Consider the following 13,065-nt stretch of genomic DNA (forward strand, 5'->3'; position numbering starts at 1 on the left):
AACGACCCCACCCGCGGGGTCGATCCGAACCGATCACGATCCATCCGGGTCAGCTTCCCGGAGGCCGAGCCGATCACGATGCCGATCACCTGCGCCGGTGGCCCCGAACCCGCTGGTGATCAGGTGTACAGCAGCTCCGCCTGCCACTGCTCCCGCGGCTGGCGGTGCAGTTTGAGGTAGGCCGCGGCCAGCGCCGGGGAAGCGAAGCGGGGGTCGTCTCCGTCGATGTGGCCGCCGATGGTCACGGTGGTGACATGGACGCCGGAGCCCTGCTGCTGCCTGTGCAGGGTCTGGGCATAGGCCCGTAGCGCCGCCTTGCCCACCGACAGCGAGGTGTACTCGGGCGACGGGTCCAGGGCGAGCGCACCGCCGGTGAACAGCAGGCTTCCCCGGCCCTCCGCCAGCAGCGGCAGGACCGTCCGCGCGGCGACCATCGCCCCGGTGACATTCACCGCGAGGGTGTGGGCGAAGCCCCGCGCGTCCTGTCCGGTGGGGGTGTCGGGAACCAGCAGCGCCGCGTTGTACACCAGCAGCTCCGGCGCCCCCATCTCCTCCGCGGCCCGGACGAGCGCCGTACGCAGCCCCTCGGGGTCGGCGGCGTCCGCCGGGTAGGCGCGCGCGGTACCGCCGTCGGCCGCCAGCCCGGCCGCGTACGTCTCAAGGCGCTCGGCACTGCGGCCGAACAGCGCCACGGGGTGGCCGTCCCCGGCTGAGGCCCGTGCGAGGGCCAGGCCGAGGCCGGGGCCCACTCCGATGATGAACGCGGATCCCTTGCTCATGATTCTTCCTTCGGGTGTGTGGTGGGGTGCGGCCAGGGTTCTCCCGCGGTGGGCGACGGGACATCGCCCACCGCACGTTCCCCTACTGGCCCGCGGGGGCGAACTGGGGCAGACGCGCCATGATGGCCTGGATCTCGGCCTCGTCCGAGACACCCTGGAAATCATGGCGCGGCGTGTAGGGCGCTTCGAGCGCGCGGATCTTCGCCTCGCTCAGGCCGATCTCCAGCGAGGCGACCGCGTCGTCGATCTGCCGGGTCGTGCTCGCCCCGACGAGGGGGGCGGTGACCACCGGCTTGCTGTGCAGCCAGGCGAGGGCGATCTGGGCGCGCGGGACGCCCCGGGCGTCGGCGACGCGTCCGACGGCGGCGACGATGTCGCGGTCGGATGCCTCGGTCGCCGGCGTGTACAGCATCTCGGCGTATCCGTCGTTGCCGCTCCGCGCGGTCGACCTCGTGTCCGGCCAGGCGCGGGCGAGGCGCCCCCGGGCCAGCGGGCTCCAGACGACCGTGCCGATGCCGTCATCGAGGCAGAGCGGGATCATCTCGCGTTCCTCCTCGCGGGCGAGCAGGTTGTAGTGGTCCCGCATCGACACGAAACGGGCCCAGCCGTGCTCGCGCTGGAGGCGCAGCGCCTTCGCGAACTCCCAGGCGGGCATCGAAGAGGCGCCGAGGTAGCGGACCTTGCCGGATTGCACCAGGTCGTGCAGTGCTTCGAGGGTCTCCTCCAGCGGGGTGGTGTGATCGTTCCTGTGCACCTGGTACAGGTCGATGCAGTCCGTGCCGAGCCGCCTGAGCGAGTGGTCGACCTCGGTCATGACCGCCTTGCGGCTCAGGCCCTTCCCGTTGGGTCCCGACCGCATCGGATTGCGCAGCTTGGTGACCAGAGCGGGTGGCCGCGCTCGGGCTCGCCATAGCTCATCGCGCCGATCGCGATCGGTGAGACCTCAAGTCCGGTGGTGCCGAGTTTTGCGTAGTCCATGGTGCCGTTCCCTTCGGTCGATCCCGGGTGTGCGCACTCAGATGCGTACCGTCGTCTTGCCCCGGGCCGCCCGCGGTGTTCTGTGCCAGCGCCGCGGCGGTCTCCTCCAGTGACACGGTCCGCTGGACCGGGACCGTGATCGCCCCGGACGCCACCGAGGCGGTGATCCGGGCGAGCAGGTCCGGCTTGTCCCGCATCTGGAAGTTGCTCACGGCGATCCGTTCGGAGGTGAGCAGTTCGGGGGGCGCGGTGAAGGTCACCGACGCGGCGGCGCCGCCGTCGCGGACGAGTGCGGCGTAGTCACCGAAACGGGCCGCCTCACGGGTGAGGTCGAGGAAGACATCGATCCCGCCGGGACGGGTCCGGCGGACCTGCTCCACCGGGTCGCCGGCCGTGTAGTCGACCGTCCGGGCCGCGCCGAGCCGCCGGATCCACCGGTCGGCGTCGGGCCGGGCCGTCGCGATGACCTCCGCGCCGAGCGCCGCCGCGAGCTGGACGGCGAACACCCCCACCCCTCCGGTCGCCCCCGTGATCAGGACCGTACGGCCTGACGTCACCCCGAGGGCTTCGAGGACGCCCAGGGCGGTCATACCGGCGGGTCGGCAGCGCCGCCGCGACACCGGCGGCAGCGGGCGGTGAGCACCGGGACGGCCGACCGGCTGCCTTGAGGGGGCGTCTCACCCAGGTGCGCGACAACACACCTGAGCGGGACGGGAGTTCAGGGTCAATGGTCTCGGCGGCCGGGGCAGGGAGCGGCCAGCCGGTGGCGCAGGCTGTGCAGAGCGCGGGCCCGGGTACCGGCGACCGTCGCACGGTGGACGCCCATGATGTCGGCCGCCTGGTCGAGGGTGTGACCGTCGAGGTCCACCAGGATCACCGAGCGCGCCTGCTGCGGCGTCAGCGTGGTCAGCAGCCGCAGTACGTCCAGCTCCGCCGCCCGCCGCGCCACACCGCCGTCCCACGCCGTGGTGACATGGGCGTCCACCTCGGCCGTGGGCACCATCCGGCGCTCCCGCCGCCACCGGTCCCGGATGACACTGAGCAGCGCGCGGAACGCGTAGGCATACGGGTCGGGATGGGAGAGGAAGGACGCTGGGCGCGCCGCCAGCTTGACGTAGGCGTCATGGACCGCGTCCTCGGCGGAGTACGAGGTCTCCCGGGTCAGTTGCCGGGAGCGCCGGTACAGCCGGGGGAGGAGAGGGCCGAACACCGTGTCGAAGGTGTCGGCGGGGGGAGTCGGGGCACCGGGGCCTCCTGTGTCGGCGGGTGCGATCCAGGGGGCGGTCAGGTGTTCGGTGACGGTACTCACGTGCCGTGGCACTCCTCTGCGGGGGTGTGGCGGATCACTCGCGGGGGTACGGCGGATCGCTGCCGGGATCGATCCAAGGACGTGGATCCGGGGTCGTCGGCGGGGATCAAGGAGCCAGTCCGCGCACGCGGAACTGCATGACCCGGTAGGGCCACCCGGCCTGGGTGTTCCACTGGCTCACCGACAGGTGCAGGTCGTCGAGCGTCGAACCGGGGACGACATAGCCGCCGTACAACTGCGCCACATGGGTGTCGTCCTCGTTGCCCCAGGACGTGCCCCACAGCAGGGTGCGGCGGTGCGCGGTGCGCAGATCCGCGGTGGGACGGTCCGCGACCAGGCCCTCGATCCGGTAGTCGCCCTGGTTGAACCACGTCAGGAGCCACCGGCCGTCGAGGCGACGCAGACACAGTTCGCCGAACGTCCCGTCCAGGACCGGCGTGGGCGGGTTGCCCCATGCCCAGCGGCCGTCGGAGGCCCGCCCCCACGGTTCGTACGCGCCCGGGTCCGTCAGCCTGGCCTGCCGGACCCGGTGCAGGATGACCGGCTTGTCGCGCTGGAACCCGGTGGACATGACGTAGACATGGCCGTCGTCGCCGCGCGCCCAGGTGAGCAGCTGGAACATGCCGCCGTGCAGATCCGGGGCGAACACGGCACCCGTGGGACGCCAGGTCGTACCCGAGTCGTCCGACCGCCAGATCTCGGTGCGGACCACGTTGCCCAGCCCCTTGTTCACCATCACATGCAGGAACAGGGTGCCGTCGAGGGCGATCACATCGGAGGGCAGCACGGTGGAGTACTCGGGATTGTCATGGTCGTACGGCCACAGCTGGCGGGCGTGTTCTCCGCCCACCGCACCCGTCCAGACCACCGGGCCGCCGGACGCGGGCAGCCTGCCGTACAGCCCCACGGGTGAGCGCCACCAGCCGCCTCCGACGCGCGCTTCCTCGAAGGTGTCGCCGAAGACGAACAGAAGCCGGCCGTCGGGCGTCCGGACCGGCACCCCCAGGTCGGTGGCTTCCATCCGGAAGCCGGTGGTGATGCCGGGGCCGGTGAGATCGGCGACCTTGGTCACCCGCAGGGTGGCTTCGGCGGCGTCGCCCATGGTGTTCGCGTCGGCCGCGTGCGCCTGACCCTCGTACCGGAGTGGGCCGCCCGTGAGCAGCGCCCCGGCGGCGGTCGCCTTGAGGAACGACGCTCGGCTGAGGTGGTGGTGCGGCGCCTGATGTGTGGGCACGATTCCTCTTTCCGTGGGATCTCGCCAGGTTTTCCGGCCCCGGTGCGGGACCTGATGCACTGTTTGTAGCGGCGGCGCGTTGTTCACGTTCGGGGCCGAGCCCCTGAACAAACACAGGCTGAACAACAGGCTGAACAACAACGGGCTGAAAGCCACGGGCCGGAAAACCATGGGCCGGAAATCCACCGGCCGGACAAAGGGGAGGCGCCGGACATGCCACGCGGAGAACGCCCGCTGGACACGGACGGTCCACTGCGGGAATTCGCCGAGCGACTGCGAAAACTGCGCGAGGAGGCGGGCGGCCCCACCTACCGGGTCCTCGCCCGGCGCGCGCACTACTCGATCGCCGCGCTCTCCGGCGCCGCCGCCGGGCGCCAGTTGCCCACCCTCGCCGTCACCCTCGCCTACGTCCGGGCCTGCGGCGGTGACGAGCAGGAATGGGAGCGGAACTGGCGGAGGACGGCGGCCGAGTGCGCCGCCGAGAACTTCCCCGCACCCCGGGACGGCGCGGGCGGCGAGGGCGGGGAGACGGGCCGCTCGCCCTATGCCGGTCTGGCGTCCTTCCAGCAGGCCGACGCCGATTCCTTCTTCGGCCGGGAGAAACTCACCGACCGTATGGTCGAACACCTGAGGAGCAAACGATTACTTGTTCTGTTCGGTGCCTCGGGATCGGGAAAGTCATCGGTGCTGCGCGCGGGACTGCTGCCCCGGTTCCCCGGAAATCCCGCAGTGGTGTTCGCTCCCGGCCCCCGCCCGCTGGAGGAATGCGCCATTCATCTCGCGGCCCACGCCCGGCTCCCCCCTGGAGCCCTGCTCGACGAACTCGCCGACGACCCCGGCAATCTCCACCGCGTGGTCCGGCAGATCCTGACGGCCGCACCCGACCCGGAGCGGGAACTCCTCGTGGTCGTCGACCAGTTCGAGGAGGTGTTCACCCTCTGCGACGACACGCGGGAGCGGGACGCCTTCGTCGCCGCGCTCCTGCACGCCGCGCGGGCCCCGCACAGCCGCTGCCGCGTCGTACTCGCCGTGCGCTCCGACTTCTACACCCACTGCACCCGGCACCCGGACCTCGTGGACACCCTGACGGACACCCAGCTTCCCGTCGGCCCGCTGACCATGGACGAACTGCGCGCGGCCATCGTCCAGCCCGCCGTCCGCGCCGGACTGACCGTCGAGGGCGCCCTCCTCGCCGTCCTCACCACCGCCGCCCACGGCCGGCCGGGCGCGCTGCCGCTGCTCTCCCACGCCCTGCTGGAAACCTGGCGGCGACGGCGCGGCCACACGCTCACCCTCGCCGGGTTCCAGACGGCCGGCGGATTCGAGGGCGCCCTCGCCCAGACCGCGGAAGCCTTCATCACCGGCCTCACCGCACCCCAGCAGTGCACGGCCCGCCGCCTCTTCCTGCGGCTCATCGCCCTCGGCGACGGCACCGAGGACACCAAGCGCCGCGTACCGCGCTCCGAACTGGACGACACCCCCGACCTCGGGCGCGTACTGGAGAACGCCACCCGGGCACGGCTGCTGACCGCCGACCGCAGTCACATCGAACTCACCCATGAGGCCCTGATCGGCTGCTGGCCCCGCCTCGGAAGCTGGCTGGGCCAGGACCGCGACCGGCTGCGCCTGCACCGCGCCGTCACCGAGGCCACCGACGTCTGGGAGTCCCTCGACCGCGACCCCGACAGCCTCTACCGGGGCGTCCGCCTCGCCGCCGCCCGCGAACTTCCCCCGGCCACGCTGACCACCCGGGAGCGCGCCTTCCTCGACGCGGGCGAGAGCGCGGAGCGGACGCGGGCGCGGCACGTGCGCCGCCGGGTACGCCGGCTGCGCAGGCTGGTCGCGGCGCTCGTGGCCCTCCTCGGCTGTGCCGTGACCGCCGTCGGATTCGCCCTCGACGCCCAGCGGGCCGTCACCGAGGAACGCAACCGGGCCGTCGCCGCGCGGGCCGCCGACGCGGCGCTGGGCCTGCGCGTCCACGACCAGTCACTCGCCGTCCAGGTCGCCCTGGCCGCCTACCGCCTCGCGCCCGGCACCGGCACCCGCGACGGACTCCTCAGCACCCTGTCCGTCGGCTTCACCGGCCACTCCCACTCCGTGCACACCGTGGCCGTCAGCCCGGACGGCCGGACCCTCGCCACCGCGGGCGACGACCGCAGGATCATCCTGTGGAACCTGACGGAACCGCGTCGGCCCGTCCAGCTGGCCGTCCTCGGCGACCTCCCCGACAGCGCCCACGCGCTGACCTTCGGCCCCGGGGGCGACACCCTGCTCGGAGCGGGCCGGGACCGGACGATCCGGGTGTGGGACGTGTCCCGGCCACACCGCCCCGCCCTGCTGTCGCAGACCCCCACGGGCCATGACGACATCATCTTCTCGGCCGCCCTGAGCCCGGACGGCCGCACGGCCGCCACCGGCAGCTACGACCACACCGTCCGGCTGTGGGACCTGACCGACCCGGCCCGCCCTCGCTTCCTCGCCTCGCTTGCCGGTCACTCCCTCAACGTCAAACCGGTCGCCTTCAGCCCCGACGGCCGGACCCTCGCCTCCGGCTCCGACGACCGTACGGTCCGCCTGTGGGACGTGACCGATCCGCGCCGAGCCTCCACCATCGCCGTACTCAAGGGGCACCTGAACTTCGTCGACGCCCTCGCCTACAGCGCCGACGGCCGCACCCTCGTCTCGGGGAGCGACGACCGCACGGCACGGCTGTGGGACGTGGCCGACCCGCGCCACCCCGTACGGCTGGGCACCCTCGCCGGTCACGCCGACATCGTCACCGGCGTGGCCTTCGCCCCCGACGGCCGTACGGTGGTGACGACCGGCGAGGACCGGACCGTACGCACCTGGGACGTGAGCGACCGGGCCCGGCCCGTCGCACTGGCCGGGCTGACCGGTCACGCGGGAGCGGTCCGGGCGGTACGGCATCTGCCGGCGGCGGGGACGTTCGTCACGGTGAGCGCCGACAGCACCGCCCAGTTCTGGTCCACCGGCCTGCCTGACGCGCTCGCCCATGCCTGCGGTCATGTCGGCACCGTCATCAGCCGTGATCAGTGGTCCCGTCACTTCCCGGGAATCGACTACCGGCCACCCTGTGCCGCCGACCGGCCCGCCTCCTCCGCCGTGGGCCATGGGGTGCATCACCCGAACCGGTGACATACGGAAGCCACCGGCCGTTCGTGTCCTCACCAGCGAGCCGGGGACAGCCGCCGGGGCGCACATCCCGCCCGTTCGGGCACCACCAGTGAGGAGATCACGATGGAGAACACCATGGAGAAGGCCATGCACCAGGGCGTCGAGACGGGCATGGCGACGAACCCGGGCACGAACCCGGCGCACACCGGTGTCTATGAGCCGCCGGTGCTGGTCGAGGCCGGTGGGTTCATGGAACTGACCCTGGGCACGGAGAAGGGCGGCATCACCGACTTCGCCGGCTGGTTCGACGTCTTCGCCGACTTCCAGGGCTGAGCGCTCGGCCCGCCCCGGCCCGCGCGGCCGGGGCGGGCCGTCCGCCGAAAGGACCGAAAGGGTCGAAGGGACTCAAGGGTCCGAAGGGCCGAAAGGACTCAAGGGTCCGAAGGGTTCGAAAGGGCTCAAGGACCGAAAGGACGTGTCCATGCTGCAAGGTTCATGGTTCGCCGTGCTGCCCGACCACGACGCGGCCTCGCAGGCCGCCGACCGGCTGCGCCCCTGGTCCGGCCAGGAGGTACGGCACGCCTCGGGCCGGCCCTGGCTGCTGGGGCGGTGGGAGGCGGCGGAGACGGTGACCGCGAGGGCGGGCGTCCACGCGGTCGCGGTCATCGGCAGACACACCGTCACCGAGGCCCGGCTCGCCGCCCGCCTGGGGCGCGCTGTCACCGCCGACGGGGTCACCGGTGACCCGGCCGCCGGTCTGCCCGGCGGCTTTCACCTCGTCATGTCGTCCCCCGGCCGGATCCGGGTACGCGGCACCGCCTCCGCCACCAGGAGGGTGTTCACCGCACGCCACGGGGGCGCGGTGATCGCCGCCGACCGCGCGGACGTACTGGCCGCACTCACCGACGCGTCCGTGGAGGTCGCCCAGGTCGCGATGCGGCTCCTGAGCCCACAAGTGGCCCACCCCTTCGGGGAACACACCCTGTGGGCGGGCGTCGCTCACCTTCCCGCCGATCACGAACTGACCGTCGAGCACGAGGACCGCGTCCGCCGCACCCGCTGGTGGACCCCGCCCGAACCGCTGCTGCCCATGGCCGAGGGCGCCGAGCGCGTCCGCACCGCGCTGCACAGGTCACTCAGCACCTGCCGGGGCGACGCCACCGTGCTGTCCTGCGACCTCTCCGGCGGCATGGACTCCACGAGTCTGTGTTTCCTGGCCGCGGCGCAACCCGCCGCCCTGGTCACCGTCCAGCGCGAGGCCGCCGACCCCGCCAACGACGACCCGCTCTGGGCCCGGCTGGCGGCCCGGCACCTGCCCGACGGCCACCATGTGACCCTGCGCCACACCGACGTGCCCGCGTGGTACGCCGACGCGGCCGGGCCCGCCGCCGACGCGGAGGAGCCGTACAAGGACATCCGAGGCAGGGCGTACCGCCCGCACATGGCACGGCGGGTGGCGGCCCTCGGGGCGCGAACCCATCTGTCGGGCCTGGGCGGCGACGAACTGTTCGGCGCCAATCCCCTCTATCTGCACGATCTGCTGCGCAGCAGGCCACTGCTGGCACTGAGCCGGCTCGCCGCCCATCGCGCAACGGCCCGCTGGCCACTCGCGGCGGCGCTGCGCGCACTCGCGCACCGGGGCACCTTCGACGCCTGGCTCAAGGGCACCCCGAACGGGCTGACCGCCGCTCCCGGGGGCGTCAGCCTGGACTGGATGCCCCGGCTGCGCCTGCCCGGCTGGGCGACGCCTCACGCGCTGGACCTGGTGCGGGGCGTGCTGCGGGAGGCGGCACGCACGGACTGGGAACCACTGTCCCCGCTGCGGGTGCAGCAGCAGACGGTCCAGTTCGTCCGCTCGGCGGGCATGAGCGTCCGTCAGGTCGACCGGCTGATGCGGCCGGCCGGGGCGGGACTGGCCGCACCCTTCCTGGACGACGAGGTCATCACCGCGGCGATGTCCGTACGCCTCGAAGACCGCTTCTCACCCACCCACTTCAAACCACTGCTCGCCCGCGCCATGCACGGACAGGTGCCCGAGCCCCTGCTGAACCGCACCACCAAAGGCGACTTCAGCTACGACCTCCACCAGGACCTGCGTCGCACACACACCGACCTGGTCGCCCTCACCGACAGCCTCCTCCTGGGCGACCTGGGACTGGTCGACCCGTCGGCGCTGCGCCGCACCCTGCTCGCACCCCACCCGCGCGGAATGAGCCTGACCCCGCTGGAGTCGACGTTCTCGTGCGAGTCATGGCTCCGCGGCCTGCGAGCCGGGCCCGCACCGGACCATGGCGCCGCCCGCTGGACGACGGCCGGGACGGGGACCGGCTCGGCGACGGTGTCACCCACCCCCACCCACCCGGAAGGCACACCCTGATGCACCTCGGCTTCCGTACCCATGTGTCCGCCACGGACACCGAGACCGACATGGTGCTGCTCGACGAGCGCACCGGCCGCTACTGGTACCTGAACGAAACGGCCGCCTTCGTGCTGCGCCACCTCCTCGACGGCACGGAGCCGGCCGACGTCGTGGGGCGGACCACCGAACGCTTCCCCGTGAGCGAGGAGAGCGCCGCGCGGGACATCGACGCCCTGGTCACCTCGCTGTGCGTGGCCGACCTGGTGGTGGTGCGGCCATGAGCGTGCATCTGGTTCCGGAGCGCGGGGACCGGCTCCCGCTCCTGCGGTGGCTCCCCGCCCGCGCCTCGGTGGCGGCGGCCAGGCTCCTGGCCCTGCTCCCGCCCCGGCACATCCGCCGCGTCCTGTGTCTCCTGCGCAAAGGCGCCCGACCGGCCAGTCTCGAAGGCGCCCTCACCGCGCGCACGGCCGTGATCTCCGTCAGCACCCGCTGCGCGGGCGAACACTGTCTCCAACGCTCCCTTGCCACCGCCCTGTTGTGTCGCATGTCCGGCCACTGGCCGCGCTGGTGCGCGGGAGTCCGCAGCCGGCCCTTGCGCGCCCACGCCTGGATCGAGGTCGCCGGGACGCCTGTCGGCGAGCCCTACCCGGACGGGTACTTCCGGGTGCTGATGTGTGTGACGGCGCCGGGGGAGTGACGGCGCCGGGGGAGTGACTGGCCCGCCCCGGCGAAGGAACTCTGCCGGGCCACGGCGTCCTGCGCGCCGTCGATCCCGCGCGGAGGTGCTCTGTCCGTCGGGGCACAGGCACCGCCCGTCCGGTCATCCATGAGAATGGTCCAAGCAGCGCCTGGCACCGGCCGGTGCCGTCGGCGCCCTGGCCACGGCACCGGGTGTCATGGCGACCGCCACGCCGGCCGCCGCGACCGGCAGCATCTGCATCCACGCCAACTCCCACTACTCGATTCCGGTCGCCGTCGGGCCCCGGAGCGGACCCGGCCCCGGCCCACGTCCACTTGGCCCGCTGCTTCGCCCGCTGACTGGGCCGCTGCCTCGCCCGCCGATGGCCCGGTGACTGGCTCGCTGACTGGCCCGCTGATCGGGTCACTGGCCGACGGCCGGGACCGCCGGATCGTGGACCCACCCCACCCGGGCCCACCGGGGCCCACCGGGGCCCACTCAGGCCCCCCACGGACACCCACACCCCAGCGACCCAGGCACCGCACACACCCCCCCCGCGACACCACGCCCCCGATACCCCCTCGCCGAACCCGTCATGGAGACGCCAGCGCGCGGTGGGACGCGGTGGCGACCAGCGCCGCCAGGGCGGCCGGGAGGGCTAGAGCCACGGGCAGGGACGTGAGGGAGGCCAGGAGGCCGATCGCCCCCGGGCCCGCGGCGAGACCGATGTAGCCGACGGCGGTGACCGTGCCCACCGCGCGAGGACCGCCCCGTCCCGCCGCGGTGATCAGCGACGGCACGGTGACGGACAGGCCCAGACCCAGGGCCGCCCAGCCGCCCAGCGCCGCCGGGACATTGCCGATGACCAGCGAGCCGCCGAGGCCGACGGCCGCCACCACGGCGCCCGTGCGGACGACGGCGGGTGCCCCGTACCGTGCGGTCAGGCCATCGCCGAGAAGCCGTCCCACGGCCATGGCCGCCGAATAGACGGCATAGGCCGCGGCGGCCACGGCATCGGTGGCACCCAGCCCGCTCAGGTGAACCGCCGACCAGTCCAGGGCGGCACCCTCACTGAGCAGACAGGCCGCCGCGAGGGCGGACAGAAGACTCACCCTGCGGCGCGACCCCGCCGCCGAGCCCGCGGCGGCGCTCCGGGCCGGGTCGTCGTCCAGCTGTGCCGCCAGGCGGATGGCGGGCGTCGCGGCCGCGGCCGCGAGCGCCACCAGCACCCCCACCGCCGTGAACATCACCGAATGGGACACCCGGGCCGTGCCCGCGGCGAGGGCGGCGCCGCCCACACCTCCCACCGAGCACGCGGCGTGCAGCGACGCCATGATGGGCCGCCCGCAGGCCGCCTGGCAGTTGACCGCCGCCGAGTTGATGCCGACGTCGAGAAGGCCGTGCGCGAACCCGAACACAGCGGCCGCCGCGATCAGCGTGGTGAGGGTGCGGCACTGGGCCAGCAGGACCAGGGTGAGGCCGAACGCCGCGCCGGGGCCGACCAGCAGACGTGAGGGGCCATGACGGTGTGCCAGGCGGCACCCGAGCTGGAGACCGCCGACCATGCCGGCAGCCGCGGCCAGCAGCACCAGGGAGAGGCGCCCCGCATCGAGCCGGGCCGCCTCCTGGACCGACGGAAGGCGGGCGCCCCACACCGCCATCGCACCGCCGAGACCGGCGAAGAAACCGGTGAGCAGCCAGCGGGCGGCCTCCGGGGACGCCGCCGCGGACGCGTGCGCCGACGCCGCCGCCGCGCGCCCGTTCATAGGGCGTGCCCGGGGCGGGACACGGTGCCGCGCCCCCGGTTGCGATGTGGGGTGACCGGCCGGGCATACGGGTCCGGCGGCACGGTTGGTGACATCACGTACTCCTTCACAGGGGCATGCGGAGGGCGATCGTGTTGCCGGCGGGCGCGTCCACGGGATGACGCGGGGCATGCGCTCTCTGCGGGAGCGGCAGGAAGACTCCCGGGCCCACCTCCGCCTCGCGGAAAAGCGGATCGCCAACCTCGAAACTGCTGTCGTTGATCCGAAAATGGGCCGAGGGGCATTAGTGACGGCCTGACGGTCAGGCTTCTCGATCCCGACCGCTTCGCTACCCCGGCAGAATTAGGACAATTCGAGATAGGGAATTAAATGACGCCCAAACCGCCCGGGGTGGGGAAAATTTGATCCCCGGCACCATCCGCTCGACCGGTATGCGGGTGCGGCGCAGGTGAGAACCATTTTCATGCCCGCGCTTCCCGTGATCTTCAGCGACAGCACGCGCCCTGAGGCGGCCGTTCTCGAATCCGGAAACCGAAACCCTCGGGGTATCCGCGCGCTGATGCTGCCGCCCGAGCTGATTTTCAGAAAACGCTCCATATTGGCGTGAAATTTGTCGGAGAACGCCCAGCGTCTGCCAGTCGGGCCCATCCGCGCGCTGAAATCTGCTTTGTAGCCGATTCCGTATTATTCAAATCGTCCCGCGCGGTTTCCTCGCAGGTTCTGAAAGAGGCCGGTGCTGCGCCCTTTCCGGCGGCGGGCAGCTGCGCGGCGGGCACCTGAGGGGCGGGCACCTGCGGGGCGGGCGTCCTCGGGGCAGGCGTCTTCG

Annotated in this window: 10 protein-coding genes and 1 pseudogene; 5 read left to right on the plus strand and 6 right to left on the minus strand. The window is 72.7% G+C overall.

What is annotated here, in order from left to right:
- Nucleotides 1-119: 119 nt before the first annotated feature.
- From ACFRFC_RS24710 to ACFRFC_RS24730, 5 genes and pseudogenes are all read right to left on the minus strand, one after another.
- Nucleotides 120-779: an SDR family NAD(P)-dependent oxidoreductase gene (locus tag ACFRFC_RS24710; protein ID WP_382691437.1), complete on the minus strand. Its 660-nt coding sequence runs from the start codon at nt 777-779 to the stop codon at nt 120-122.
- An 82-nt stretch (nt 780-861) separates the two neighbouring features.
- A pseudogene (locus ACFRFC_RS24715) lies at nt 862-1,757 on the minus strand (aldo/keto reductase).
- Nucleotides 1,694-2,347 carry a zinc-binding dehydrogenase gene (locus tag ACFRFC_RS24720; RefSeq protein WP_382691439.1) on the minus strand — a complete coding sequence of 218 codons (654 nt, stop codon included), beginning with the start codon at nt 2,345-2,347 and terminating at the stop codon, nt 1,694-1,696. Before ACFRFC_RS24720 ends, ACFRFC_RS24715 begins: the two are co-directional and overlap by 64 nt.
- 134 nt (nt 2,348-2,481) lie before the next feature.
- A complete protein-coding gene (locus ACFRFC_RS24725; RefSeq protein WP_382691441.1) occupies nt 2,482-3,066 on the minus strand; it encodes an RNA polymerase sigma factor in 585 nt (194 codons plus the stop codon).
- Nucleotides 3,067-3,172: 106 nt separating this feature from the next.
- Nucleotides 3,173-4,300: a DUF4185 domain-containing protein gene (locus ACFRFC_RS24730; protein WP_382691443.1), complete on the minus strand. Its 1,128-nt coding sequence runs from the start codon at nt 4,298-4,300 to the stop codon at nt 3,173-3,175.
- A gap of 213 nt (nt 4,301-4,513) precedes the next feature.
- On the opposite strand from ACFRFC_RS24730, the gene ACFRFC_RS24735 reads away from it, so the two are divergent.
- The 5 genes from ACFRFC_RS24735 to ACFRFC_RS24755 all read left to right on the plus strand — a co-directional run bounded on the left by ACFRFC_RS24735 (nt 4,514) and on the right by ACFRFC_RS24755 (nt 10,491).
- Nucleotides 4,514-7,456 (plus strand): hypothetical protein, encoded by a 2,943-nt coding sequence (locus tag ACFRFC_RS24735; RefSeq protein WP_382691445.1) that lies wholly within the window; start codon nt 4,514-4,516, stop codon nt 7,454-7,456.
- 102 nt (nt 7,457-7,558) lie between these two features.
- On the plus strand, nt 7,559-7,768 hold the full coding sequence (locus ACFRFC_RS24740) for a lasso RiPP family leader peptide-containing protein (RefSeq protein ID WP_382691447.1): 210 nt from the start codon (nt 7,559-7,561) through the stop codon (nt 7,766-7,768).
- A gap of 148 nt (nt 7,769-7,916) precedes the next feature.
- Nucleotides 7,917-9,812 (plus strand): asparagine synthase-related protein, encoded by a 1,896-nt coding sequence (locus ACFRFC_RS24745; protein ID WP_382691449.1) that lies wholly within the window; start codon nt 7,917-7,919, stop codon nt 9,810-9,812.
- Nucleotides 9,812-10,075 (plus strand): lasso peptide biosynthesis PqqD family chaperone, encoded by a 264-nt coding sequence (locus ACFRFC_RS24750; protein WP_382691451.1) that lies wholly within the window; start codon nt 9,812-9,814, stop codon nt 10,073-10,075. The genes ACFRFC_RS24745 and ACFRFC_RS24750 overlap by 1 nt, the downstream gene beginning before the upstream one ends.
- A complete protein-coding gene (locus tag ACFRFC_RS24755; protein WP_382691453.1) occupies nt 10,072-10,491 on the plus strand; it encodes a lasso peptide biosynthesis B2 protein in 420 nt (139 codons plus the stop codon). The genes ACFRFC_RS24750 and ACFRFC_RS24755 overlap by 4 nt, the downstream gene beginning before the upstream one ends.
- Before the next feature lie 575 nt (nt 10,492-11,066).
- Here ACFRFC_RS24755 and ACFRFC_RS24760 read toward each other — a convergent pair.
- On the minus strand, nt 11,067-12,239 hold the full coding sequence (locus tag ACFRFC_RS24760; protein WP_383112653.1) for an MFS transporter: 1,173 nt from the start codon (nt 12,237-12,239) through the stop codon (nt 11,067-11,069).
- Between the last annotated feature and the right edge of the window lie 826 nt (nt 12,240-13,065).

This window comes from Streptomyces sp. NPDC056734 (assembly GCF_042790455.1).
Lineage (GTDB): Bacteria > Actinomycetota > Actinomycetes > Streptomycetales > Streptomycetaceae > Streptomyces.

Excerpts from the sequence above, each read along its gene's own strand:
- ACFRFC_RS24710 (WP_382691437.1), bottom strand. The coding sequence starts at position 779 with ATGAGCAAGGGATCCGCGTTCATCATCGGAGTGGGCCCCGGCCTCGGC.
- ACFRFC_RS24720 (WP_382691439.1), bottom strand. The coding sequence starts at position 2,347 with ATGACCGCCCTGGGCGTCCTCGAAGCCCTCGGGGTGACGTCAGGCCGT.
- ACFRFC_RS24735 (WP_382691445.1), top strand. The coding sequence starts at position 4,514 with ATGCCACGCGGAGAACGCCCGCTGGACACGGACGGTCCACTGCGGGAA.
- ACFRFC_RS24740 (WP_382691447.1), top strand. The coding sequence starts at position 7,559 with ATGGAGAACACCATGGAGAAGGCCATGCACCAGGGCGTCGAGACGGGC.
- ACFRFC_RS24745 (WP_382691449.1), top strand. The coding sequence starts at position 7,917 with ATGCTGCAAGGTTCATGGTTCGCCGTGCTGCCCGACCACGACGCGGCC.
- ACFRFC_RS24750 (WP_382691451.1), top strand. The coding sequence starts at position 9,812 with ATGCACCTCGGCTTCCGTACCCATGTGTCCGCCACGGACACCGAGACC.
- ACFRFC_RS24755 (WP_382691453.1), top strand. The coding sequence starts at position 10,072 with ATGAGCGTGCATCTGGTTCCGGAGCGCGGGGACCGGCTCCCGCTCCTG.
- ACFRFC_RS24760 (WP_383112653.1), bottom strand. The coding sequence starts at position 12,239 with ATGAACGGGCGCGCGGCGGCGGCGTCGGCGCACGCGTCCGCGGCGGCG.